The organism is Kosakonia sp. MUSA4, from assembly GCF_013085925.1.
Taxonomy (GTDB): domain Bacteria; phylum Pseudomonadota; class Gammaproteobacteria; order Enterobacterales; family Enterobacteriaceae; genus Kosakonia; species Kosakonia sacchari_B.
In genome coordinates this window covers 3,812,519-3,836,410 of the sequence record NZ_CP025697.1, presented here as the reverse complement: position 1 = coordinate 3,836,410, position 23,892 = coordinate 3,812,519, and the positions used below count along the sequence as shown (strand labels likewise).

General features: G+C 55.6%; 22 protein-coding genes. 14 read left to right on the top strand and 8 right to left on the bottom strand.

Going from position 1 to position 23,892, the window contains the following annotated elements:
• Positions 1-13 precede the first annotated feature (13 nt).
• The 3 genes from aegA to C0557_RS18060 all read left to right on the top strand — a co-directional run bounded on the left by aegA (position 14) and on the right by C0557_RS18060 (position 3,802).
• Positions 14-1,993 carry a formate-dependent uric acid utilization protein AegA gene (aegA, locus tag C0557_RS18070; protein ID WP_208660006.1) on the top strand — a complete coding sequence of 660 codons (1,980 nt, stop codon included), beginning with the start codon at positions 14-16 and terminating at the stop codon, positions 1,991-1,993.
• A gap of 67 nt (positions 1,994-2,060) precedes the next feature.
• Positions 2,061-2,636, top strand: a complete 576-nt coding sequence (nudK, locus tag C0557_RS18065; protein ID WP_208660004.1) for a GDP-mannose pyrophosphatase NudK — start codon at positions 2,061-2,063, stop codon at positions 2,634-2,636.
• Positions 2,637-2,758: 122 nt separating this feature from the next.
• Positions 2,759-3,802 carry a DUF1176 domain-containing protein gene (locus C0557_RS18060; protein WP_208660002.1) on the top strand — a complete coding sequence of 348 codons (1,044 nt, stop codon included), beginning with the start codon at positions 2,759-2,761 and terminating at the stop codon, positions 3,800-3,802.
• A gap of 65 nt (positions 3,803-3,867) precedes the next feature.
• Here the strand turns inward: C0557_RS18060 and tkt are convergent, their stop codons facing one another.
• Both tkt and tal read right to left on the bottom strand, forming a co-directional pair.
• A complete protein-coding gene (gene tkt, locus C0557_RS18055; RefSeq protein ID WP_208660000.1) occupies positions 3,868-5,862 on the bottom strand; it encodes a transketolase in 1,995 nt (664 codons plus the stop codon).
• A 20-nt stretch (positions 5,863-5,882) separates the two neighbouring features.
• Positions 5,883-6,833: a transaldolase gene (gene tal, locus C0557_RS18050; protein WP_208659998.1), complete on the bottom strand. Its 951-nt coding sequence runs from the start codon at positions 6,831-6,833 to the stop codon at positions 5,883-5,885.
• Positions 6,834-7,114: 281 nt separating this feature from the next.
• On the opposite strand from tal, the gene maeB reads away from it, so the two are divergent.
• Complete coding sequence (gene maeB / locus C0557_RS18045; protein ID WP_074778836.1) at positions 7,115-9,394, top strand: NADP-dependent oxaloacetate-decarboxylating malate dehydrogenase; 2,280 nt, start codon at positions 7,115-7,117, stop codon at positions 9,392-9,394.
• Positions 9,395-9,481: 87 nt separating this feature from the next.
• On the opposite strand, the gene hemF is transcribed toward maeB, so the two are convergent.
• Positions 9,482-10,381 (bottom strand): oxygen-dependent coproporphyrinogen oxidase, encoded by a 900-nt coding sequence (hemF, locus tag C0557_RS18040; protein WP_208663020.1) that lies wholly within the window; start codon positions 10,379-10,381, stop codon positions 9,482-9,484.
• The gene (gene amiA / locus C0557_RS18035; protein ID WP_208659996.1) at positions 10,381-11,256 is read right to left on the bottom strand and encodes an N-acetylmuramoyl-L-alanine amidase AmiA; all 876 of its coding nucleotides are present in this window, start codon (positions 11,254-11,256) and stop codon (positions 10,381-10,383) included. The genes hemF and amiA overlap by 1 nt, the downstream gene beginning before the upstream one ends.
• Positions 11,257-11,468: 212 nt before the next feature.
• Here amiA and C0557_RS18030 point away from each other — a divergent pair, with 212 nt between their 5' ends.
• From C0557_RS18030 to pdxK, 10 genes are all read left to right on the top strand, one after another.
• On the top strand, positions 11,469-11,894 hold the full coding sequence (locus tag C0557_RS18030) for a GNAT family acetyltransferase (RefSeq protein ID WP_043952743.1): 426 nt from the start codon (positions 11,469-11,471) through the stop codon (positions 11,892-11,894).
• The gene (locus C0557_RS18025) at positions 11,881-12,330 is read left to right on the top strand and encodes a DUF2919 domain-containing protein (protein ID WP_208659994.1); all 450 of its coding nucleotides are present in this window, start codon (positions 11,881-11,883) and stop codon (positions 12,328-12,330) included. Before C0557_RS18030 ends, C0557_RS18025 begins: the two co-directional genes overlap by 14 nt.
• Positions 12,331-12,390: 60 nt before the next feature.
• Complete coding sequence (locus tag C0557_RS18020; RefSeq protein ID WP_208659992.1) at positions 12,391-12,966, top strand: RpoE-regulated lipoprotein; 576 nt, start codon at positions 12,391-12,393, stop codon at positions 12,964-12,966.
• A 92-nt stretch (positions 12,967-13,058) separates the two neighbouring features.
• Entirely contained in the window at positions 13,059-13,958 is a 900-nt protein-coding gene (locus tag C0557_RS18015) for a Dyp-type peroxidase (RefSeq protein WP_208659990.1), read from the top strand.
• Between the two features lie 161 nt (positions 13,959-14,119).
• Positions 14,120-15,136, top strand: a complete 1,017-nt coding sequence (locus C0557_RS18010) for a sulfate ABC transporter substrate-binding protein (RefSeq protein WP_208659988.1) — start codon at positions 14,120-14,122, stop codon at positions 15,134-15,136.
• A complete protein-coding gene (cysT, locus tag C0557_RS18005; protein WP_074778850.1) occupies positions 15,136-15,969 on the top strand; it encodes a sulfate/thiosulfate ABC transporter permease CysT in 834 nt (277 codons plus the stop codon). The genes C0557_RS18010 and cysT overlap by 1 nt, the downstream gene beginning before the upstream one ends.
• A complete protein-coding gene (gene cysW, locus C0557_RS18000) occupies positions 15,969-16,844 on the top strand; it encodes a sulfate/thiosulfate ABC transporter permease CysW (RefSeq protein ID WP_208659985.1) in 876 nt (291 codons plus the stop codon). Before cysT ends, cysW begins: the two co-directional genes overlap by 1 nt.
• Complete coding sequence (gene cysA / locus C0557_RS17995) at positions 16,834-17,928, top strand: sulfate/thiosulfate ABC transporter ATP-binding protein CysA (protein WP_208659983.1); 1,095 nt, start codon at positions 16,834-16,836, stop codon at positions 17,926-17,928. Before cysW ends, cysA begins: the two co-directional genes overlap by 11 nt.
• Before the next feature lie 125 nt (positions 17,929-18,053).
• Complete coding sequence (gene cysM, locus C0557_RS17990) at positions 18,054-18,965, top strand: cysteine synthase CysM (protein WP_208659981.1); 912 nt, start codon at positions 18,054-18,056, stop codon at positions 18,963-18,965.
• An 18-nt stretch (positions 18,966-18,983) separates the two neighbouring features.
• Complete coding sequence (gene pdxK, locus C0557_RS17985; RefSeq protein WP_208659979.1) at positions 18,984-19,823, top strand: pyridoxine/pyridoxal/pyridoxamine kinase; 840 nt, start codon at positions 18,984-18,986, stop codon at positions 19,821-19,823.
• 46 nt (positions 19,824-19,869) lie between these two features.
• Here the strand turns inward: pdxK and crr are convergent, their stop codons facing one another.
• From crr to cysK, 4 genes are all read right to left on the bottom strand, one after another.
• Positions 19,870-20,379 carry a PTS glucose transporter subunit IIA gene (gene crr, locus C0557_RS17980; RefSeq protein ID WP_000522253.1) on the bottom strand — a complete coding sequence of 170 codons (510 nt, stop codon included), beginning with the start codon at positions 20,377-20,379 and terminating at the stop codon, positions 19,870-19,872.
• 40 nt (positions 20,380-20,419) lie between these two features.
• Positions 20,420-22,147: a phosphoenolpyruvate-protein phosphotransferase PtsI gene (ptsI, locus tag C0557_RS17975; RefSeq protein ID WP_074777436.1), complete on the bottom strand. Its 1,728-nt coding sequence runs from the start codon at positions 22,145-22,147 to the stop codon at positions 20,420-20,422.
• A 50-nt stretch (positions 22,148-22,197) separates the two neighbouring features.
• Positions 22,198-22,455 (bottom strand): phosphocarrier protein Hpr, encoded by a 258-nt coding sequence (gene ptsH, locus C0557_RS17970; protein ID WP_007370907.1) that lies wholly within the window; start codon positions 22,453-22,455, stop codon positions 22,198-22,200.
• Positions 22,456-22,836: 381 nt separating this feature from the next.
• Positions 22,837-23,808, bottom strand: coding sequence for a cysteine synthase A (cysK, locus tag C0557_RS17965; protein WP_074777434.1), 972 nt, complete (start codon positions 23,806-23,808; stop codon positions 22,837-22,839).
• Positions 23,809-23,892: the final 84 nt, after the last annotated feature.

Below are 23,892 nucleotides of genomic sequence, written 5' to 3'. Positions count from 1 at the left end.
AAAGAAGGTTGCCATGAATCGTTTTATTATGGCGAACAGCCAACAATGTATAGGATGTCGTGCCTGTGAAGTTGCCTGCGTGATGGCGCATAACGATGAGCAACATGTATTAAGCCCCGAACAATTTCATCCGCGAATTACGGTTATTAAACATCAGCAGCAGCGCAGCGCGGTGACCTGTCATCACTGTGAAGCTGCGCCCTGTGCCCGCAGTTGCCCGAACGGCGCCATTAGCCGCGTCGATGATTCCGTGCAGGTTGACCAGCAGAAATGTATTGGCTGCAAATCCTGCGTTGTCGCCTGTCCGTTTGGCACTATGCAAGTGCTGGTCACGCCCGTTGGCGAAGGTCAGGTAAAAGCAACGGCGCACAAATGCGATCTCTGCGCGGGGCGCGCGGAAGGTCCGGCCTGCGCGCAAAATTGTCCGGCAGACGCGCTGCAACTGATTAATAGCGACGTGCTGGCGAATCTGGCAAAAACCCGCCGTCTGCGTACCGCAAGCCATGAAGCTCAGCCGTGGCACAGCGTTGCGGCGCTGACGCCTGCGCTTGACGATCGCAAGGTGCGGCAGATGCGTAAAACGCCCGCGCGCGGAGAGCCGGATAAACTGCCGCTGGCGGCACGCAAGTGCGGCTTTGATGAAATCTACCTGCCGTTTCGCGCTGACCAGGCGCAGCGTGAAGCGCAACGCTGTCTGAGCTGCGGTGAACACAGCATCTGCGAATGGAGCTGTCCGCTGCATAACCATATTCCGCAGTGGGTTGCGCGGGTGAAAGAGGGCGATATTGCCTCCGCCGTTGAGCTTTCCCATCAAACCAACTGCCTGCCGGAGATAACCGGTCGCGTCTGCCCGCAGGATCGTTTATGTGAAGGCGCCTGCACGGTGCGCGATGAGTATGGCGCGGTGACCATCGGCAATATCGAGCGCTATATTTCCGATCGGGCGCTGGCGCAGGGCTGGCGGCCGGATTTAGGCCAGGTGCAGGCAGTAGATAAACGCATCGCTATTATCGGCGCTGGTCCTGCCGGGCTGGCCTGCGCGGATGTGCTGGCGCGTCATGGCGTCAGCGCGACCGTCTTTGATCGTCACCCTGAAATTGGCGGTCTGCTGACGTTTGGTATTCCCTCCTTCAAGCTGGATAAATCGCTGCTGGCGCGCCGCCGGGAAATCTTCAGCGCAATGGGTATCCGTTTTGAGTTGAACTGCGAAATCGGCAAGGATATCGCGCTGGATACGCTGCTGAGTGATTACGACGCGGTATTTATCGGCGTGGGAACGTACCGTTCGATGCAGGCCAATTTGCCGAACGACGATGCGCCTGGCGTGTATGACGCGCTGCCGTTTTTGATCGCCAATACGAAACAACTGATGGGGCTGCCGGAAATTCCGCAAGAGCCATTTATCAATACTGAAGGCCTGAATGTGGTGGTGCTGGGCGGCGGCGATACGGCGATGGACTGCGTGCGCACGGCGCTGCGTCACGGGGCAAGCAAAGTGACCTGCGCGTATCGTCGCGACGAAGCCAATATGCCGGGTTCGAAGAAAGAGGTGAAAAACGCCCGCGATGAGGGGGCGGAATTCGAATTTAATGTCCAACCCGTGAACGTGGAGCTGGATGAAAGCGGCAAGGTTTGCGGCATTCGTCTGCTGCGAACGCAACTGGGCGAACCGGATGCGAAAGGGCGTCGTCGCCCGGTGCCGATTGCGGGCAGCGAGTTTGTCATGCCTGCCGATGCGGTGATCATGGCGTTTGGCTTTAACCCTCATTCCATGCCATGGCTGGAGCGTCAGGGTGTGCGCATGGATGAGTGGGGACGCATTGCCGCCAGCGTTAACAGCCCGTACCGTTACCAGACCAGCAACCCGAAAATTTTCGCCGGTGGCGATGCGGTACGCGGTGCCGATTTGGTGGTGACGGCGATGGCGGAAGGGCGTCATGCCGCGCAAGGCATGCTGGACTGGTTAGGGGTAAAAACGCCGGATAAGCATTAACACCCGGCGCGACAAAACAGGCTCTAAGGCATATTATAACGCTAAGTGTTAGCGCCATGGAGCCTGTATGTCACTGAAAATTAACGTCATCAAAGATAAAATCCTTTCTGAAAACTATTTTATTCTACGTAATATTACCTATGACCTGACGCGAAGGAACGGAGAGATCATCCGTCATAAACGCGAAGTCTATGACCGGGGCAACGGCGCGACAATCTTGTTATATAACCGTGAAAAACAGAGTGTTGTGTTAATTCGTCAATTCCGGGTGGCGGCCTGGATTAACTGCGACGCGCATGGGATTCAAATTGAAACTTGCGCCGGTTTACTGGATGACGATGAGCCGGAAGTTTGTATCCGTAAGGAAACGATTGAAGAGACCGGCTATCAGATCGGCGAGGTGCGTAAAGTCTTCGAACTCTATATGTCGCCGGGCGGCGTGACTGAGCTGGTGCACTTTTTTATTGCTGAATATGGCGATGCGCAGCGGGTCAATAACGGCGGCGGCGTGGAAGATGAAGATATTGAAGTGCTGGAGTTTCCATTCAGCCAGGCGCTGGAAATGGTTGCCAGCGGCGAGATTCGCGACGGCAAGACAGTGATTTTATTGCAGTACCTGAAATTATCCGGGTTAATGGACTGAATTTTAAAGGGTTAATAGCGGCGGTTTCAGATGAAGCTATCCGATAAATCCGATTGAGCAAGCGAAGCCGGAGATAGAAGATACGCAGGTTCTGCGTCTCTTCTTCCGGGGTTGTACCATTCATGCGTTATCGCGGCGTTTTCACTCTGCTGTTCGGGCTTTTCTCTGCGCCGTTGCTGTGGGCTGCGCCTGCACAACAATCTTTTTCCGACTGGCAGGTGACCTGCAATAACCAGAATTTCTGCGTTGCGCGTAACACCGGCGAACACAATGGCCTGGTGATGACGTTAGAGCGTAGCGCCGGTGCGCGAACCGATGCGACGCTGCGTATCGATCTGGGCGGGCTGGATGCGCCTGCGGCCAAAGAGCCGCCCATTGCTGGCCGCCTGCTGCTTGACGAACAACCGTTAACGCTGGCCGGAGCGCGCTGGCAAATCACCCCCTGGCATCTGATAACCAGTGACAGCGAAACCATCGCCCGTTTTCTGCAAACCATCCAGGAAGGGCAGACCATTACCCTGCAGGGCAGCAAAGGGACGATTTCGCTGGTGGGGCTGAAAGCCGCGCTGCTGTTTATTGATTCGCTGCAAAAACGCGTCGGCAGCGAAACGGCGTGGATCAAAAAGGGCGATGGCCCGCCGCTTAGCGTCCCGCCTGCGCCCGCATTGAAAGAGGTGGCTCAGGCGAGCGTGACCCCGACGCCGCTGACCCACGCGGAACTGAATGATTTGCTGGATTATGGCAACTGGCGCATGAACAACAGCCCGTGTTCGCTGGATCCGATGCGCCGCCAGGTTCGCGTCTCGGCGCTCACCGATGACAAAGCATTGTTGATGATCGACTGTGAAGCGGGTGCGTATAACATTGTCGATCTGGCGTGGCTGGTGTCGCGGCAGAAACCGTTCGCCTCACGGCCCGTTCGCCTGCATCTGCCGTTTACGCCGGATAATGGTAACGATGAGATGGAGCTGATGAATGCGGTGTTTGACGAGAAAAGCGGCGAGCTGAACACCTTGTCGAAAGGCCGTGGTTTGCAGGATTGCGGCGTGTCGAGCCGCTGGCGTTTTGATGGCCAGAATTTTCGCCTGGTACGTTACGCTCAGGAACCGGCCTGCGATGGCTGGCATGGCCCTGATGCCTGGCCCACGCTGTGGGTGACGCGCTAGAGCGAGCCGCGACGCGAAGGGAAATAAAGGGCGCGCCAGCCGCGACAAGCTGGCGCACCGCAGGTTTATTTTTTCAGTACCGCTTTGGCTTTCGCCACCACGTTTTCGACGGTAAAGCCAAAGTACGGGAACAGTTTTTCCGCTGGCGCGGATTCACCGTAGCTGGTCATCCCGACAATCGCTCCTTTCAGGCCGACATATTTGTACCAGTAGTCGGCGATCCCAGCTTCCACCGCGACGCGCGCGCTGACATCCGACGGCAGCACCGCTTCGCGCCACGCTTCATCCTGGGCATCAAAGATATCCGTTGAAGGCAGGGAAACCACGCGCACATTCACGCCTTCGGCGCTCAGTTGCTCGGCGGCTTTGACGGTGATTTCCATCTCCGAACCGGTGGCAATCAGGATCAGATCCGGTTTCCCGCTGCTCTCCTTCAGAATGTAGCCGCCGCGGCTGATGGCCTGCACCTGCTCTGGCGTTCTCTCCATTTGCGTCAGATTTTGCCGCGACAGAATCAGCGCTGTCGGGCCGTTATGGCGCTCGATGGCCAGCTTCCAGCCGACCGCCGCTTCTACCTGATCGCACGGTCGCCAGGTGCTGAAGTTCGGCGTTAAACGCAGGCTGGCAAGCTGTTCAACGGCCTGGTGCGTCGGGCCATCTTCCCCGAGACCGATGGAGTCATGGGTGTAGACCATAATCTGCCGGGCCTTCATCAGCGCGGCCATGCGCGCCGCGTTACGCGCATATTCGACAAACATCAGGAAGGTGGCGGTGTAAGGCACAAAGCCGCCGTGGTGAGCAATGCCGTTCGCGATGGCGGTCATACCGAATTCACGCACGCCATAGTGAATGTAGTTACCGGCAAGATCTTCTTTCAGCGATTTAGAACCCGACCAGATGGTGAGGTTGCTGGGCGCCAGATCGGCCGAGCCGCCAAGCAGTTCCGGCAGTACCGGACCAAAGGTATTCAGCGTGTTCTGCGAGGCTTTACGGGTGGCGATTTTTGCCGGATTTGCCTGCAAGTTATTAATCCATTCGCGGGTGGTTTTCTCCCACGATTCCGGCAGACCACCACTCATGCGGCGTTTAAACTCGGCAGCCAGTTCCGGGTACGCTTTCTCCCAGGCCGCCAGTTTCTCATTCCATGATTGCTGCTGCTTCGCCCCGCGTTCGCGGGCATCCCACGCCTGATAAATCTCTTTGGGAATTTCGAACGCCGGGTATTTCCAGCCCAGTTTTTGCCGGGTCAGCGCCACTTCTTCTTCACCCAGCGCTGCGCCGTGCGACTCCTCTTTACCGGCTTTATTCGGCGAGCCAAAGCCAATTACCGTGCGGCAGATAATCAGCGACGGCTTATCCTTCACGTTTTGCGCTTCCTCGATGGCCTTTTTCACCGCTTCCGGAGAGTGGCCGTCAATATCGCCAATCACATGCCAGTGATACGCCTCGAAGCGTTTGGCGGTGTCGTCGGTAAACCAGCCTTCGGTTTCGCCATCAATGGAGATACCGTTGTGGTCGTAGAAACCAATCAGCTTGCCCAGCCCCAGCGTCCCCGCCAGCGAACAGACTTCATGGGAGATGCCTTCCATCAGGCAGCCGTCGCCCATAAAGACATAGGTGTAATGATCGACGATATCGTGGCCGGGGCGGTTAAACTGCGCGGCCAGCGTACGTTCGGCAATCGCCAGCCCGACGGCGTTCGCCAGCCCCTGGCCCAGCGGACCGGTGGTGGTTTCCACGCCCGGCGTGTAACCAATTTCCGGGTGACCCGGCGTTTTCGAGTGTAACTGGCGGAAATTTTTCAGCTCTTCGAGCGGCAAATCATACCCGCTTAAGTGCAGCAGGCTGTACAGCAGCATCGACGCGTGACCGTTGGAAAGGATAAAACGGTCGCGGTCATACCAGGTGGGATCGGCCGGGTTATGTTTAAGAAAATCATTCCACAGCACTTCGGCGATATCCGCCATCCCCATCGGCGCGCCAGGGTGGCCGGAATTGGCTTTTTGCACCGCGTCCATACTCAGGGCGCGAATGGCGTTAGCAAGCTCTCTACGGGACATCGTTCACTCCTTGGCAAAAGTTAAAGTTTGGCGGCCAGCAGATCTTCCAGTTTGCGCTGATCAACGGCGAACTGGCGGATACCGTCGGCCAGTTTGTCGACGGCCATCGGATCCTGGTTATGTTCCCAGCGGAACTCCGCTTCCGTAAGCGGTTCCGGGCGGTGGAAGGTTTGGCGGGAAGGAACCAGCTTGCGTTCCACAATCCCTTCTTGTCCCTGCAACTCTTTCAGCAACGCCGGAGAGATAGTCAGGCGATCGCAACCGGCCAGCGCCAGGATCTGTTCCGTGCGGCGGAAGCTGGCGCCCATGACGATGGTTTCGTAGCGATGTTGTTTGAAGTAATCGTAAATATTGCGCACCGATTTCACGCCAGGATCTTCATCCACCACGTAGGGATCGAGCGGTTTGCGGTCGTTGTACCAGTCGTAAATACGGCCAACGAATGGCGAGATGAGAAACACCCCGGCTTCGGCGCAGGCGCGCGCCTGGGCGAAGGAGAACAACAGCGTCAGGTTACAGTTGATGCCCTCTTTTTCCAGCTCCTCTGCCGCGCGAATGCCTTCCCAGGTGGAGGCCAGTTTGATCAGAATGCGGGATTTCGGAATGCCCTGTTCCTCATACAGTTCAACCAGGCGGTGCGCTTTGGCGATGCTTTTCGCTTTATCGTAAGAGAGGCGCGCATCCACCTCGGTTGAAACGCGCCCAGGAATGCTTTTCAGAATTTCCGCACCAAAATTGACCGCCAGTTTGTCGCTGGCTTCCGCGACTTGCTGCTCCTGCGTTTTGCCGCGCGTTTTGCCATAGGCAATCGCGTCCTCAATCAGATGGGAGAAATGCTCCAGCCCGGCTGCTTTCAGCAGTAACGAGGGGTTAGTCGTCGCATCTTCTGGCTGATAATGGCGGATCGATTCGATATCGCCGCTGTCTGCCACTACGGTGGTGAATTGTTTCAGGCCGTCTAAGTGATTCATGAAAAATAACTCCTTTAAAAGCAATGTGTTATTGGAGTGCTTCCGTTCGCACTTTGATAAGAATGAGAGATGCATAACAAAAAAGCATAGCAGAAGCGTCCCGGCCTGCTTTTTGTGGGATGTAACAAAGATGCGATAAATTGATAACAATTTTGCTTATGTATGGTGAGAGTTTGGCGATGTTCAAAGTTTGCCATCGCAACAGCGGCCATACTAAGCGCCGTATTGGGATAGACATCACGCGGTATCACTCTGAAAGCAAAACGCGAAAGGAACCTCAAATGGACGACCAACTAAAACAAAGTGCCCTCGACTTCCATGAATTCCCGCGACCGGGAAAGATTCAGGTCTCCCCGACAAAACCGCTGGCTACGCAGCGCGATCTGGCGCTGGCATACTCGCCGGGCGTGGCTGCGCCCTGCCTTGAAATCGAAAAAGATCCGCTGGCGGCCTACAAATACACCGCGCGCGGCAATCTCGTGGCGGTGGTCTCTAACGGCACTGCGGTGCTGGGGCTTGGCAATATCGGCGCGCTGGCCGGTAAGCCGGTGATGGAAGGCAAAGGCGTGTTGTTCAAGAAATTCGCCGGTATCGACGTATTCGATATTGAAGTGGATGAGCAAAATCCGGACAAATTGATCGACGTGGTTGCCGCGCTGGAACCGACGTTCGGCGGTATCAACCTCGAAGATATCAAAGCGCCGGAGTGCTTCTATATTGAAGCCAAACTGCGCGAGCGCATGAACATTCCGGTTTTTCATGACGATCAGCACGGTACGGCGATTATCAGTACTGCCGCCATTCTTAACGGCCTGCGCGTCGTGGAGAAGAACCTCTCCGACGTGCGCATGGTGGTGTCGGGCGCGGGTGCAGCGGCTATCGCCTGTATGAACCTGCTGGTGGCGCTGGGAATGCAGAAACACAACATTGTGGTCTGCGATTCAAAAGGCGTTATCTATAAAGGCCGCGAGCCGAATATGGCCGAGACCAAAGCGGCCTACGCCGTTGACGATGACGGTAAACGGACGCTGGCGGATGTGGTCGCGGACGCGGATATCTTCCTCGGCTGCTCCGGGCCAAAAGTGCTGACGCCGGAGATGGTAAAAGGCATGGCGCGACAGCCGCTGATCCTTGCGTTGGCGAACCCGGAGCCGGAGATCCTGCCGGATCTGGCGAAAGCGGTGCGCCCGGACGCGATTATCTGTACCGGCCGCTCCGATTACCCGAATCAGGTAAACAACGTGCTCTGTTTCCCGTTTATCTTCCGTGGCGCGCTGGATGTGGGCGCCACGGCGATCAACGAAGAGATGAAGCTGGCGGCGGTCAACGCTATCGCTGAGCTGGCGCATGCGGAGCAGAGCGAAGTGGTGGCCTCGGCATATGGCGATCAGGATTTGAGCTTTGGCCCGGATTATCTGATACCGAAACCTTTCGACCCGCGCCTGATTGTTAAAATCGCGCCCGCGGTGGCGAAAGCGGCGATGACTTCCGGCGTGGCGACACGGCCGATTGCTGATTTCGATGCCTACGTCGATAAACTCACCGAGTTCGTCTACAAAACCAACCTGTTTATGAAGCCGGTTTTCTCCCAGGCCCGCAATGCGCCGAAACGCGTGGTGCTGACCGAAGGCGAAGAGCCGCGCGTGCTGCATGCAACGCAGGAGCTGGTCACGCTGGGGCTGGCGAAACCGATCCTCGTCGGGCGACCGGGCGTGATTGAGATGCGCATTCAGAAGCTCGGCCTGCAAATTCGTCCGGGCGTCGATTTTGAGATCGTTAACAACGAGTCGGATCCGCGCTTTAAAGAGTACTGGACGGAATACTTCAGCATTATGAAGCGCCGGGGAATTACGCAAGAGCAGGCGCAGCGCGCCGTGATCGCCAACACCACGGTGATCGGCGCGATAATGGTACATCGTGGCGAAGCTGACGCGATGATTTGCGGTACCATCGGCGATTACCATGAGCACTTCAGCGTGGTGCAGGAGATCTTCGGCTATCGCGATAATGTGCATGCGGCCGGGGCGATGAATGCGCTGCTGCTGCCCAGCGGTAACACGTTTATTGCTGATACCTATGTCAATGAAGATCCGAGCGCCGAACAACTGGCGGAGATCACCTTGCTGGCAGCGGAAACCGTGCGGCGCTTTGGTATCGAACCGCGTGTGGCGCTGCTGTCGCACTCGCAGTTTGGCTCCTCCAGTGCGCCCGCTGCGGTGAAAATGCGCGAGACGCTGACACGGGTACGTCAACGCGCGCCGGATCTGATGATCGACGGCGAAATGCATGGCGATGCGGCGCTCGATGAGAGTATCCGCCATGAGCGGATGCCGGACAGCCCGCTGAAAGGGGCGGCGAATATCCTGATTATGCCGAACGTTGAAGCCGCGCGAATCAGCTACAACCTGCTGCGCGTCTCCAGTTCAGAAGGGGTGACTGTTGGGCCGGTGTTGATGGGCGTTGCCAAACCGGTGCATGTGCTGACGCCAATCGCCTCAGTACGGCGTATCGTCAACATGGTGGCGCTGGCGGTGGTGGAAGCGCAGACGCAGCCGCTGTAAATGTGTTGTAGGCCTGATAAAGCAGAGCCTTCAGGCATGATTGGCCGGATGGCGCGTAAGCGCTTATCCGGCCTGCAAAACCCGAAATCACACCCAATCTTTAACCTGAATAAACTCGCTGAGGGCCGCTTCCGGGCTGCCTTCGGCGGGTTGATAGTTGTATTCCCAGCGCACGAGCGGCGGCATCGACATTAAAATCGACTCGGTACGCCCGCCGGTTTGCAAACCGAACAGCGTTCCGCGATCCCACACCAGGTTGAACTCCACGTAGCGGCCGCGGCGATAGAGCTGGAAATCGCGCTCGCGCTCGCCGTAAGACAGCGCTTTGCGGCGCGCGACGATGGGCAAATACGCGTCGAGATAACCGTTGCCGACGGCCTGCATAAACGCAAAACAGTGGTCAAAATCCGGCGTGTTCAGATCGTCAAAAAAGAGCCCGCCGATGCCGCGCTGCTCATTGCGGTGCTTGAGGTAGAAATAGTCATCGCACCATTTTTTGTAGCGCGGATAAACCGCCTCACCAAACGGCAGACAGATATCGCGGGCGGTGCGGTGCCAGTGGATCGCATCTTCTTCAAAACCGTAGTAGGGCGTTAAATCGAAACCGCCGCCGAACCACCACACCGGATCGGCGCCAGGTTTCTGCGCAATAAAAAAACGCACATTGGCATGGCTGGTCGGAACATAGGGATTATGCGGGTGTACGACCAGCGAAACGCCCATCGCTTCGAAGCTGCGCCCCGCCAGTTCAGGACGGTGCGCCGTGGCGGAGGCGGGCATCGCATCGCCGTGGACGTGGGAAAAATTGACCCCGGCCTGTTCAAATACGCCGCCGTCGCGCAGCACGCGGCTGCGCCCGCCGCCGCCTTCCGCGCGCTGCCAGGCGTCTTCAACAAACGCCGCGCCGTCGATGTCGCTAAGCTGGCGGCAGATCTTATCCTGCAGGGCAAGCAGGGCGTTTTTTACTGGCGCTATCTCTGGGGTCATCATCCGCGTCTCTTCACATGGGCTTTGTGGTTATCGAACCAGCTAAAGTAGCTCAGAATACCGTCGGCAATGGCGGTGGCAATCTTCTGGCGAAATGCCGTGGTGCCGAGCAGCTTCTCCTCCGCCGGGTTGGTGATAAAAGAGGTTTCCACCAGTACCGACGGGATCGACGGGGATTTTAGCACCACAAACGCGGCCTGCTCGGTATTGCGGCTGTGCAGACGGTGTACCGGTTTGATCTGCTTGAGAATATGCGAACCGAGCGTCAGGCTGTTTTTGATGGTGTCCGTTTGCACCAGATCGAACAGCACCTGCTGTAGCAGATGATCTTTATCGGTGGTTTTTTTTCCGGCGACTTCATCCGCGGCGTTCTCTTTATCTGACAGGTATTTCGCCATCGCACTACTGGCACCCCGATTGGAAAGCGCAAACACCGACGCGCCGGCAGCGCTCGGGTTGGTAAAGCCATCGGCATGAATCGACATAAACAGATCCGCGCCGTGCTGGTGGGCGATCTCGACCCGATCGTAGAGCGGGATAAAGGTGTCGCCGGTACGCGTCAGGCGCGCGTCAATACCCTGTGCCCGCAGCTGGGCGCGGACATTTTTGGCAATCGCCAGCACCACATGTTTCTCTTTCGAGCCGTTATGGCCAATAGCGCCGGTATCAATGCCGCCGTGACCGGGATCGAGCATAACGATGCGCCGTGCTCCGGCCTTTTTCGCCTTTGGCGTGCTGTGGCCGGTGGTGGTTTTCAGTGGCGTCTCGTCCTTAGCGATAGCACGAGACATACCCGACAATGTCAGGGCGGCCAGACCCGCTTTCAGTATCTGGCGACGCGAGGTGAGTGTTTTTAATGGTTTAAAGGTGCTCATACGTCTGAATGTTTTTATCCGTGGTCCCTGGTGTTATATCGTATCGTCCTGGCCGTGACGACAATCCACAAGAGCGATTGTTTTACTTTTCATTTCAATACGTGACAGAGTGCCATTATGCCAAATTTCCACGGTAAAGAGTCTGGATATTGGCTAAGGCGCCGCTTCGGGCCATAATCACCCTTTACACAGTTGAAAAGACGGGGAATACCATGGAGATACGCGTTTTTCGCCAGGACGACTTCGAAGAAGTGATCACCTTGTGGGAGCGCTGTGATCTGCTGCGACCATGGAACGATCCGGAAATGGATATCGAACGAAAAGTGAATCACGATGTCAGTCTGTTTCTGGTGGCGGAAGTGAGTGGTGAAGTGGTGGGCACGGTAATGGGCGGTTATGACGGCCATCGTGGCTCGGCATACTATCTCGGCGTACACCCGGAATTTCGCGGCCGCGGCATTGCCAATGCTTTGCTCAATCGGCTGGAGAAAAAATTGATTGCCCGTGGCTGCCCGAAAATCAATCTGATGGTACGTGAAGATAACGAAATGGTGATCGGCATGTACGAGCGGCTGGGCTACGAGCATAGTGACTCGGTTAACTTAGGAAAACGTTTGATAGAAGATGAAGAGTATTGATATTTCACCTTCCGACTACGACAGGCATGGACGCCTACGGCTTCCCTTTCTGTTCTGGTGCGCGCTGGTGTTGCAGGCGCGAACCTGGATTTTATTCGTGATGGCAGGCGCGTCGCGCGGGCAGGGCGATGCGCTGCTGACGCTGTTTTATCCCGATCATAATCGGTTCTGGCTGGGGTTATTGCCCGGCTTGCCTGCGGCGCTGGCTTTTTTTCTCAGTGCGCGCCGTGAGCATCACCCTCGTCTCTGGCGCGCGATCTACCCACTACTGCTGTTGGTACAGTTGGCGCTGGTGCTGTGGCAGCCTTCGCGCTGGTTCAGCGGCGAAGCGCTCTCCGGTATTGGGCTTTCACTGCTGGTTATCGACCTCTTTATTCTTTGGTGGCTGGCGACGTCCCGCCGTCTGCGCGCCTGTTTTTATTCCTCAGATGAATGAACGGCACTTTTTGCCCGCCAGCGACTCCAACTGGCGTTAAATGAAAAAAAGGAATGGTGCATGAAATCCCTGCGTACTTTTATCTGTGTGCTGCCGCTGGCATTAACCGGCTGCTCAACGCTCGCGTCTGTAAACTGGTCGGCGGCGTATCCGTGGAACTGGTTTGGCTCCTCGATCGAAGTGAGCGAAAACGGCGTCGGCAAAATCACTGCCAGCACGCCGCTCGATGAGCAGGCCATTAATGATGCGTTAAGCGGCGACTACCATCTGCGTAGCGGCATGAAAACGGAAAATGGCAGCATTGTCCGCTATTTCGAGGCGCTGAAAAATACCCAACTGGCGCTGGTCGTTAACGGCGAAAATGGCGCGGTGAGCCGCATTGATGTACTGGACAGCGATATCGCCACCGACAAAGGCGTGAAAATCGGCACACCGTTCAGCGCTGTGTTTGATAAGGCGTTTGGCAACTGTGTGAAAGGGGCGGGCGATGACAGTACGGGCGTTGAGTGTAAAGCGCCGGGCAGCCAGCACATTAGCTATGTGTTTTCCGGCGAATGGAGCGGCCCTGAAGGGTTGATGCCTTCTGATGACACGCTGAAAAACTGGAAATTAAGCAAGCTGGTGTGGCGCCGATAATTTGATCGCAACGGGCCGCGACGGGGCGAAAAGACGGTACAATAGCGCGTTTATCGCCACGCATGTGTGGCTTGTTTTTTCCAGGAGGAGTGATGTCTCAGGTGCAAAGCGGCATTTTGCCGGAACACTGCCGTGCAGCGATTTGGATTGAAGCCAGCGTCAAAGGGGACACAGATGCCCTGCGCGCGGGCAGTAAAGCTTTTGTCGATAAGCTGGCAACCTTTCAGCAAAAATTCCCCGATGCGGCGCTGGGGGCGACGGTAGCCTTCGGCAACAACGCATGGCGCGCGCTGAACGGGCCGCAAGGCGCAGAAGAGCTGAAAGATTTCCCTTCTTACGGCAACGGCCTGGCACCCGCCACGCAACATGATGTACTGATCCATATTCTCTCCCTGCGCCACGATGTGAATTTCTCCGTCGCCCAGGCCGCGCTGGCGGCGTTTGGCGATGCTATCGACGTGAAAGAAGAGACGCACGGCTTCCGCTGGGTGGAAGAGCGCGATCTGAGCGGTTTTGTCGACGGCACGGAAAACCCGGCGGGCGATGAGAAGCGTCGTGAAGTGGCGATTATTCAGGATGGCGTTGACGCTGGCGGCACGTATGTGATGGTGCAGCGCTGGGAGCACAACCTGAAGCAGCTCAACCGCATGAGCGTTGCCGATCAGGAGATGATGATTGGCCGCACTAAAGAGGCCAATGAAGAGATCGACGGCGATGCCCGTCCGGTTACCTCGCACCTGACCCGTGTCGATCTGAAAGAGGACGGCAAAGGGCTGAAAATTGTGCGCCAGAGCCTGCCGTACGGCACCGCCAGCGGCACGCACGGCCTTTACTTCTGTACTTACTGTGCGCGTCTCTACAACATTGAGCAGCAACTGCTGAGCATGTTTGGCGATACCGATGGCAAACGCGATGCCATGCTGCGTTTCACCCGTCCGGTAACAGGCGGTTACTATTTTGCGCCGTCGCTCGATAAGCTGCTGTCGCTGTAATATCCGCCTCCTTCCTGGCCGGGAAGACCCGGCCATACTCCTTTCTGCTTATACTCTTTTATGATTCCAAATCACCAAATGGTATATAAAACCGTTACTGGTTTCACACCCGTTATAAATAAACTGAGGGTTGTGAAGTCATCAGCTTATAAGGGTGCGCAATGGCCGTTAACTTACTGAAAAAAGGATATCTGACGCTGGCTGCAATGACGCTGTGGGCGGCGCAGGCACAGGCGACGGAACTGCTAAACAGCTCTTATGATGTGTCACGCGAGCTCTTTGCGGCGTTGAATACACCGTTTGAACAGCAATGGGCGAAGGATAACGCTGGCGATAAGCTGACGATCAAACAATCTCATGCCGGTTCGTCAAAACAGGCGCTGGCGATTTTGCAGGGGCTGAAAGCGGATGTCGTTACCTATAACCAGGTAACGGATGTGCAGATCCTGCACGACAAAGGCAACCTGATCCCGGCGGACTGGCAAAGCCGTTTACCGAACAACAGTTCGCCGTTCTATTCGACGATGGCGTTTCTCGTTCGTAAGGGCAACCCGAAGAATATCCACGAGTGGAGCGACCTGGTGCGTTCCGACGTAAAACTGGTTTTCCCGAACCCGAAAACCTCCGGTAACGCCCGTTATACCTATCTGGCGGCGTGGGGCGCAGCGGATCAGGCGGACGGCGGCGACAAAGCGAAAACTGAACAGTTTATGACGCAGTTTTTGAAAAACGTCGAAGTGTTCGATACCGGCGGTCGCGGCGCAACCACCACGTTCGTTGAGCGCGGTCTCGGCGATGTGCTGATTTCCTTTGAATCCGAAGTCAATAACATCCGCAAGCAGTACGAAGCGCAGGGTTTTGAAGTGGTGGTGCCGAAGGTCAACATCCTGGCGGAATTCCCGGTGGCCTGGGTCGATAAAAATGTTAAAGCCAACGGGACGGAAAAGGCCGCGAAAGCGTACCTCAACTGGCTCTACAGCCCGCAGGCGCAAACCATCATCACCGATTACTACTACCGCGTGAATAACCCGGAGGTGATGGCGAAGCTGGCGGATAAATTCCCGCAAACGGCGCTATTCCGCGTGGAAGATAAATTCGGCTCCTGGCCTGATGTGATGAAAACCCATTTCGCCAGCGGCGGCGAGCTGGATAAGTTACTGGCGGCGGGGCATAAGTGATGTTTGCAGGAACCGCAAAACGTGTGTTGCCGGGGTTTGGTTTAAGCCTCGGCAGCAGCCTGTTTTTTGTTTGTCTGGTATTGCTGCTGCCGCTGAGTGCGCTGGCAATGCAACTGGCGCAAATGAGCTGGTCGCAATACTGGGAGGTCGTCACTAACCCGCAGGTGGTGGCGGCCTATAAAGTCACTTTGCTGTCGGCGTTTGTGGCGTCCGCTTTTAACGGCGTTTTTGGCCTGCTGATGGCCTGGATCCTCACCCGTTACCGTTTTCCGGGCCGCACGCTGCTGGATGCGCTGATTGACCTGCCGTTTGCACTGCCGACGGCGGTGGCCGGTTTGACGCTGGCATCGCTGTTTTCCGTGAACGGATTTTATGGCGAGTGGCTGGCGAAGTTCGATATCAAAGTGACTTACACCTGGCTTGGCATCGCAGTCGCCATGGCCTTTACCAGCATTCCGTTTGTGGTGCGCACCATCCAGCCGGTGCTGGAGGAGTTGGGGCCGGAATACGAAGAAGCGGCGGAAACCCTCGGCGCAACACGCTGGCAGAGCTTTCGTCGCGTCGTGCTGCCGGAACTTTCTCCGGCGCTGATGGCGGGTGTGGCGCTGTCGTTCACCCGCAGCCTCGGCGAATTTGGCGCGGTAATCTTTATCGCCGGTAACATTGCCTGGAAGACCGAAGTCACCTCGCTGATGATTTTTGTTCGCTTGCAGGAGTTTGATTACCCGGCGGCGAGCGCGATTGCTTCGGTGATCCTCGCAGCGTCGCTGCTGCTGCTGTTTTCCATCAACACCCTGCAAAGCCGCTTTGGCCAGCGTGTGGTAGGTCACTAATGGCGGAAATAACCGAATTGAAACGCTATGACAAACCTCAGGTGAACTGGGGGAAAATTTTTCTGATTGTCGCGGGGATTTTGCTCTCTGCGTTTATCCTTGTCGTGCCGATGATATACATCTTCGTGAAGGCTTTCAGCAACGGGCTGGTACCGGTGCTGGAAAACCTGGCGAATGCCGACATGCTGCATGCCATCTGGCTGACGGTGTTGATTGCGCTGATCACCGTGCCGGTTAACCTGGTGTTTGGCACGCTGCTGGCGTGGCTGGTGACCCGCTTTAACTTTCCCGGTCGCCAGCTTTTGCTGACGTTACTGGATATTCCGTTTGCGGTTTCGCCGGTGGTTGCGGGTCTGATTTATCTGCTGTTTTACGGTTCGAATGGCCCGCTTGGCGGCTGGCTGGATGCGCATAACCTGCAAATTATGTTTGCCTGGCCGGGCATGGCGCTGGTCACCATTTTCGTTACCTGCCCGTTTGTCGTGCGTGAGCTGGTCCCGGTGATGCTGAGCCAGGGGAGCCAGGAAGATGAAGCCGCGATCCTGCTGGGTGCCAGCGGCTGGCAGATGTTTCGCCGCGTAACGCTGCCGAATATCCGCTGGGCGCTGCTGTATGGCGTGGTGCTGACCAACGCGCGCGCGATTGGCGAGTTTGGCGCGGTCTCGGTGGTCTCCGGTTCGATTCGCGGTGAGACGCTGTCGCTGCCGCTACAAATTGAGTTGCTGGAGCAGGACTACAACACGGTGGGCGCATTTACCGCCGCAGCCCTGCTGACCCTGATGGCTATTTTGACACTGTTTTTGAAGAGTGCGTTGCAGTGGCGTTTGAACAACCATGAAAAACGCCAGCAACAGGAGGGAAATCATGAGCATTGAGATTGCCAATATTAAGAAGTCTTTTGGTCGCACCCAGGTGCTGAATGATATCTCGCTGGATATCCCTTCCGGGCAAATGGTGGCGCTGCTGGGGCCGTCCGGTTCCGGGAAGACCACGTTGCTGCGCATTATCGCCGGGCTGGAACATCAGAGCAGCGGTCGTATTCGTTTTCACGGTACGGACGTAAGCCGCCTGCATGCGCGCGATCGCCGCGTTGGTTTTGTGTTTCAGCACTATGCGCTGTTCCGCCATATGACGGTGTTCGACAACATCGCTTTTGGGCTGACGGTGCTGCCGCGTCGCGAACGGCCGAACGCCGCAGCAATCAAAGCCAAAGTGACGCAATTGCTGGAGATGGTGCAGCTTGCCCATCTGGCAGATCGCTACCCGGCACAGCTTTCCGGCGGACAGAAACAGCGTGTGGCGCTGGCGCGTGCGCTGGCGGTAGAGCCGCAGATCCTGCTGCTGGATGAACCGTTTGGCGCGCTGGATGCGCAGGTGCGTAAAGAGCTGCGTCGCTGGCTGCGTCAGTTGCATGAAGAGCTAAAATTTACCAGCGTGTTCGTCACTCACGACCAGGAAGAGGCGACAGAAGTGGCCGACCGCGTGGTGGTGATGAGCCAGGGGAACATTGAACAGGCTGATGCGCCGGATCAGGTGTGGCGCGAACCGGCGACCCGCTTCGTGCTGGAGTTTATGGGCGAGGTCAATCGCCTGAAAGGCACTGTGACGGGCGGACAGTTCCAGGTGGGCGCTCATCGCTGGCCGCTGGGTTATACGCCCTCCTGGCAGGGCGAAGTGGATCTGTTTTTGCGCCCCTGGGAAGTGGATATCAGCCGCCGCACCAGCCTGGATTCTCCACTGCCGGTGCAGGTGCTGGAAGCCAGTCCGAAAGGGCATTATACCCAGTTGGTGGTGCAGCCGCTCGGCTGGAACCCTGAACCTCTCACCGTTGTGATGCGCGATGAACAGCCACCGCAGCGCGGCGAGCGCCTGTTTGTCGGTTTGCAGCATGCGCGGTTATATAACGGCAATGAACGTATTGAAGCCGGTACAGAGCTTGCTCTGGCGGAAACTGCCTGATAGGTTAAGCAGCATGTCTATCGCCCGGTAGCTCCTTGATTACCGGGCCTACAATATCTGCATCAGCACTGCTTTGTAGGCCGGGTAAGCGTAGCGCTACCCGGCTTTTTTATTGAGCAGGAACCGTGAATACATTAGAAGACACCATCGGCAATACACCGCTGGTCAAATTGCAACGTCTTACGCCGGATAACGGCAGCGAAATCTGGGTCAAACTGGAAGGTAATAATCCCGCAGGATCGGTCAAAGATCGCGCCGCACTGTCGATGATTGTGCAGGCGGAAAAGCGTGGAGAGATTAAGCCCGGGGATGTGTTGATTGAAGCCACCAGCGGCAATACCGGGATCGCGCTGGCGATGATTGCGGCGCTGAAAGGCTATCGCATGAAATTGCTGATGCCGGACAACATGAGTCAGGAGCGTCGTGCGGCGATGCGTGCCTATGGCGCAGAGCTGATTCTGGTCACCAAAGAGCAGGGGATGGAAGGCGCGCGCGATCTGGCGCTGGACATGGCCGCTCGCGGCGAGGGCAAGCTGCTCGATCAATTCAACAACCCGGATAATCCCTACGCCCACTACACCACCACCGGCCCGGAAATCTGGCAGCAGACCGCCGGGCGGATCACCCATTTTGTCTCCAGCATGGGTACAACCGGCACCATTACCGGCGTGTCGCGTTTTCTGCGTGAACAGGATAAACCCGTCACTATTGTCGGGCTGCAACCGGAAGAGGGGAGCAGCATTCCCGGCATTCGCCGCTGGCCTGCCGAATATATGCCGGGCATTTTTAACGCCGCGCTGGTGGATGAGGTTCTGGATATCCATCAACGCGAGGCGGAAAATACCATGCGTGCGCTAGCGGTTCAGGAGGGCATCTTCTGCGGGGTCAGTTCTGGCGGCGCGGTAGCGGGCGCGTTGCGCGTGGCGAAAAGTACGCCTGGCGCGGTGATCGTCGCTATCATCTGCGATCGCGGCGATCGTTACCTCTCCACCGGCGTGTTTGGTGAAGAGAGTTATTCGCAGGGCGCGGGGATTTAACCCGTTAAGGAAGAGAGGATGGAGATGATCCTGTTTCGGGATAAAACCCGGGCGCAGCAGGCTGATATCGTTGCGGTGCAGTCTCAGGTTGTGTACGGCAGCGTCGGCAACAGCATTGCGGTGCCAAATATTCGCCAGCACAATCTCAATGTGCTGGCCGTGCCGACTGTGCTGTTCAGCAATACGCCGCATTACGATACCTTTTACGGCGGTGTGATCCCGGATGAGTGGTTTAGCGGTTACCTGCAAGCGCTGGAAGAGCGTGACGTTTTGCGTACGCTGAAAGCGGTAACCACAGGCTATATGGGAAGTGCCAGCCAGATTGCGCTGCTGGCAACGTGGCTTAAAGCGCTACGGGAGAAGCACCCGCAGCTATTGATTCTGGTCGATCCGGTTATTGGTGATACTGACAGCGGCATCTATGTAAAAGCGGAAATTCCTCAAGCCTACCGCGAACATTTGTTGCCGCTGGCGCAGGGGATCACGCCGAATGTGTTTGAACTGGAAATTCTCAGCGGCAAGCCGTGCCGGGATCTGCAAAGCGCTATTGCAGCGGCAAAAGGGCTACTGTCTGCGACCCTGCACTGGGTGGCGATCACCAGCGCGCCGGTGGATGAGGATGACGGTCAGATACATGTGGTGCTGGTGACGGCGGATGAGGTTACCGTCAGTGGCTATCCGCGTGTCGAAACGGATTTGAAAGGCACTGGCGATCTGTTTTGCTCCGAACTGGTCAGCAACGTTATTCAGGGAAATAAGCTGGATGAAGCCGTTCGCGCAGCAGGGAACAGAGTGGTACAGGTGATGGGCTATACACTGGAGAAAGGTTACGACGAGCTCATTTTACCGCCGTGCTAACCAATAAAAATGGCGCCTGCAGGCGCCATTTTTTTATGCATTGAGCTTATTTTTTGATGCGGATAACCGGGGTTTCGCCCACGGTGACGCTACCAGAAAGTTTAATCAGCTCTTTGATTTCGTCCATGTTGGAGATAACAACCGGAGTCAGAGTTGACTTGGCTTTTTCTTCCAGCAATGGCAGATCAAATTCGATTACCGGGTCGCCAACTTTCACACGCTGGCCTTCTTCCGCGATGCGTTTGAAGCCTTCGCCTTTCAGTTCAACGGTGTCGATACCGAAGTGAACGAACAGTTCAATGCCGCTATCGGATTCGATAGAGAAGGCATGGTTGGTTTCAAAGATTTTGCCGATAGTACCATCAACCGGAGCAACCATTTTATTGCCGGTCGGTTTGATAGCGATGCCATCACCAACGATTTTTTCAGCGAACACCACATCCGGCACATCTTCAATATTGACGATTTCGCCAGAAAGTGGGGCAACAATCTCAATGGTTCCGGTGTCTTTTTTATCATCAGAAACCAGAGATTTCAGTTTATCGAACAAACCCATGATCTTCTCCTAAGCAGTAATTTGGGCCGCATCTCGTGGATTAGCAGATTGTTTTTTCTTCAATGAACTTGTTAACCAGCATCATTAACTCGTCCGTTGTCGGTTGAGCAAGAGCCTGCTCTGCTAACACCTTCGCATCTTCGAAGTTCGTGTTACGGATAATCTTCTTAATGCGCGGGATAGAAATGGCACTCATACTGAATTCATCCAGACCCATCCCCAGCAACAGAAGTGTAGCACGTTCATCGCCAGCAAGCTCACCGCACATGCCAGTCCATTTGCCTTCGGCATGAGAAGCATCAATAACTTGCTTGATCAGGGTGAGTACTGACGGTGACATCGGCTGGTAAAGATGCGAGATCATATCATTACCACGGTCAACTGCCAGGGTGTACTGCGTTAAATCATTGGTACCGATACTAAAGAAATCAACTTCTTTGGCCAGATGACGAGCAATAGTCGCAGCGGCTGGGGTTTCCACCATCACGCCAATCTCAATGCTTTCGTCAAATGCTTTACCTTCCTGACGGAGTTCCTGTTTGTAGATTTCGATCTCTTTTTTCAGTGCACGCACTTCTTCAACAGAGATGATCATCGGGAACATAATGCGCAGTTTGCCGAAAGCAGAAGCGCGCAGAATAGCGCGAACCTGATCGCGCAGGATCTCTTTGCGATCCATTGCGATACGCACGGCACGCCAGCCGAGGAACGGGTTCTCTTCTTTCGGGAAATTCATGTACGGCAGCTCTTTATCGCCGCCAATGTCCATGGTACGTACAATTACGGCCTGAGAGCCACAGGCTTCAGCTACCGCTTTGTAGGCGTCGAACTGCTCTTCTTCGGTCGGCAGTGCGTCGCGGTCCATGAACAGGAATTCGGTACGGTACAGGCCAACACCTTCAGCGCCATTGCGCTCTGCGCCCGCGACATCGCGAACAGTACCGATGTTGGCACAGACTTCAACCTGATGGCCATCAAGGGTGATTGCCGGCAGGTCTTTCAGTTTCGCCAGCTCGGCTTTCTCTTCAGCAACCTGAGCCTGCGCAGCACGCAGGGTTTCGATCTCTTCGTCGCTCGGGTTAACGTACACTTTGTTGTTAACCGCATCGAGGATCAGATAGTCGCCGTTTTTCACCTGCGTGGTGACGCTACCGGTGCCCACAATGGCAGGCAGCTCAAGAGAGCGCGCCATGATGGAGGTGTGGGAAGTGCGGCCACCGATATCGGTGATAAAACCGAGCACTTTTTTCAGGTTCAACTGGGCCGTTTCTGATGGGGTCAGATCCGCAGCAACCAGAATGACTTCTTCCTGAATCGCGCTCAGGTCAATGATCGGCATGCCCAGAATATTGCGCAGCAGACGCTTACCGATATCGCGCACGTCAGCCGCACGCTCTTTCAGATATTCGTCATCCAGCTCTTCCAGGGCGGTAGCCTGACCTTCGATAACTTCATGCGCCGCAGCGTCGGCAGTCATGCTCTTATCTTTAATCAGGGCTATGATTTCCTGCTCCAGCTCCTCATCTTCCAGCAGCATGATGTGCCCTTCGAAGATGGCTTCTTTTTCTTCACCGAAAGTTTCACCCGCTTTCGTTTTGATCGCTTCAAGCTGTGCCGATGCCTTGGCACGACCGCTCAGAAAACGCTCAACTTCCTGGTCAACCTTGTCGGCAGAAACTTTCTTCCGGTCGATGACTACTTCGTCTTCTTTCAGCAGCAGTGCTTTACCGAAAGCGATACCCGGGGATGCTAAAATGCCTGAAATCATAACCCTACCTTTACTTGTGACTGATCTTGAATAGAACTGGTAAGTAAAACTTACTCGAGCTCTGCCATCAGCTTAACCAGATGTTCTACCGCTTTTTGCTCGTCTTCGCCTTCAGCGGTCAACGTCACAACAGTACCTTGAGTCAGGCCCAGAGTTTGCAGTTTGAACAGGCTTTTCGCGCTGGCGCTTTTGCCGTTGGAAGTCACAGTGATTTCAGAAGAGAAGCCTTTCGCTTCTTTAACAAACTGAGCAGCAGGGCGGGTGTGCAGACCGTTCGGAGCGGTAATAGTTACTTCTTGCTGGAACATTGTATTTCCCCAACTTATAGGTTTAGTGTTGTGGAACTAAAGTCTAGCCTGGAGGCTTGACTTTAGCCTGTATTGTTAGCGCCGACGCAACGGGAAAAGGTACAGAAGTTCACCTGTGCTATCCGGCGTGGGCGCTTCTGGCCGTTGACGTTTCGCTCGTCATTAAACATTATGCCGCGAAAGCCAGAATTGAACCAAATCATAAAATCGATTCAGCAGTCTGAAAACTTACTTCGATTAATTTCGCGCTTCAAAATAAATGTGATGGTTAAATACCAGACCAGGAGTTTTCAAGCAATGCCAGGAGGGGTGAAAATTTGATATACGCCACAAAAAAGCACCTCAATGGGTGCTTTTTTGCTCTTTATTTACAATCTGGCATCACTGTTGCAGTTCTTTTTCGGTGAAAAGATCGGCAAACAAAGCCGTGCTCAGATAACGCTCGCCCGAAGATGGAAGGATAACCACAATATTTTTATTGGTAAAGGATTCATCTTCCTGCAGCTTCAGCGCTGCGGCAACGGCTGCGCCGGAAGAGATGCCTGCCAGAATACCTTCTTCTTCCATCAGACGACGCGCAGTGCTGATCGCCTCTTCGTTGGTGATTTTAACCACTTTATCGATCAGTTTCAGATCCAGGTTGCCAGGGATAAAACCGGCACCGATACCCTGAATTTTATGCGGACCAGGCTTCAGCTCTTCGCCTGCCAGCGCCTGAGAGATAACCGGAGAATCGGTTGGTTCAACTGCAACCGTAATCAAATCGGTTTTCCCTTTGGTGTTTTTAATAAAGCGCGTCACGCCTGTCAGCGTACCGCCGGTACCCACGCCGGAGATGAAAACATCTACCTGACCATCGGTATCTTCCCAGATTTCCGGGCCGGTGGTTTTTTCGTGAATTTCCGGGTTTGCCGGATTGCTGAACTGCTGAAGCAGCAGATATTTCGCCGGATCGCTGGCGACAATTTCTTCTGCTTTCTGAATCGCGCCTTTCATGCCTTTCGCGCCTTCGGTCAGAACCAGGTTCGCGCCCAGCGCTTTCAGCAGTTTACGGCGTTCGATACTCATGGTTTCCGGCATGGTCAGCGTCAGTTTGTAGCCGCGAGCGGCGGCAACGTACGCCAGAGCGATACCGGTGTTACCGCTGGTGGGCTCAACCAGTTCGATGCCCGGCTTCAGTACGCCGCGTTTTTCGGCATCCCAAATCATATTGGCACCGATACGGCATTTTACGCTGAAGCTCGGGTTGCGGGATTCGACCTTAGCCAGGATACGTCCGTTACCGATGCGGTTCAGTCGAACCAGCGGCGTATGACCAATCGTCAACGAGTTGTCTTCAAAAATCTTACTCATAGCCTGTCCTGTCCTTAACTGTATGAAATTTGGGAACCACCTCAGCATACGCACTTACCCGTGATGGGGAAGTAAAGAAATCGC

Bases quoted from the DNA above. Each gene is read 5' to 3' on its own strand.
- aegA (WP_208660006.1), top strand. From the start codon at position 14: ATGAATCGTTTTATTATGGCGAACAGCCAACAATGTATAGGATGTCGT.
- nudK (WP_208660004.1), top strand. From the start codon at position 2,061: ATGTCACTGAAAATTAACGTCATCAAAGATAAAATCCTTTCTGAAAAC.
- C0557_RS18060 (WP_208660002.1), top strand. From the start codon at position 2,759: ATGCGTTATCGCGGCGTTTTCACTCTGCTGTTCGGGCTTTTCTCTGCG.
- tkt (WP_208660000.1), bottom strand. From the start codon at position 5,862: ATGTCCCGTAGAGAGCTTGCTAACGCCATTCGCGCCCTGAGTATGGAC.
- tal (WP_208659998.1), bottom strand. From the start codon at position 6,833: ATGAATCACTTAGACGGCCTGAAACAATTCACCACCGTAGTGGCAGAC.
- maeB (WP_074778836.1), top strand. From the start codon at position 7,115: ATGGACGACCAACTAAAACAAAGTGCCCTCGACTTCCATGAATTCCCG.
- hemF (WP_208663020.1), bottom strand. From the start codon at position 10,381: ATGACCCCAGAGATAGCGCCAGTAAAAAACGCCCTGCTTGCCCTGCAG.
- amiA (WP_208659996.1), bottom strand. From the start codon at position 11,256: ATGAGCACCTTTAAACCATTAAAAACACTCACCTCGCGTCGCCAGATA.
- C0557_RS18030 (WP_043952743.1), top strand. From the start codon at position 11,469: ATGGAGATACGCGTTTTTCGCCAGGACGACTTCGAAGAAGTGATCACC.
- C0557_RS18025 (WP_208659994.1), top strand. From the start codon at position 11,881: ATGAAGAGTATTGATATTTCACCTTCCGACTACGACAGGCATGGACGC.
- C0557_RS18020 (WP_208659992.1), top strand. From the start codon at position 12,391: ATGAAATCCCTGCGTACTTTTATCTGTGTGCTGCCGCTGGCATTAACC.
- C0557_RS18015 (WP_208659990.1), top strand. From the start codon at position 13,059: ATGTCTCAGGTGCAAAGCGGCATTTTGCCGGAACACTGCCGTGCAGCG.
- C0557_RS18010 (WP_208659988.1), top strand. From the start codon at position 14,120: ATGGCCGTTAACTTACTGAAAAAAGGATATCTGACGCTGGCTGCAATG.
- cysT (WP_074778850.1), top strand. From the start codon at position 15,136: ATGTTTGCAGGAACCGCAAAACGTGTGTTGCCGGGGTTTGGTTTAAGC.
- cysW (WP_208659985.1), top strand. From the start codon at position 15,969: ATGGCGGAAATAACCGAATTGAAACGCTATGACAAACCTCAGGTGAAC.
- cysA (WP_208659983.1), top strand. From the start codon at position 16,834: ATGAGCATTGAGATTGCCAATATTAAGAAGTCTTTTGGTCGCACCCAG.
- pdxK (WP_208659979.1), top strand. From the start codon at position 18,984: ATGGAGATGATCCTGTTTCGGGATAAAACCCGGGCGCAGCAGGCTGAT.
- crr (WP_000522253.1), bottom strand. From the start codon at position 20,379: ATGGGTTTGTTCGATAAACTGAAATCTCTGGTTTCTGATGATAAAAAA.
- ptsI (WP_074777436.1), bottom strand. From the start codon at position 22,147: ATGATTTCAGGCATTTTAGCATCCCCGGGTATCGCTTTCGGTAAAGCA.
- ptsH (WP_007370907.1), bottom strand. From the start codon at position 22,455: ATGTTCCAGCAAGAAGTAACTATTACCGCTCCGAACGGTCTGCACACC.
- cysK (WP_074777434.1), bottom strand. From the start codon at position 23,808: ATGAGTAAGATTTTTGAAGACAACTCGTTGACGATTGGTCATACGCCG.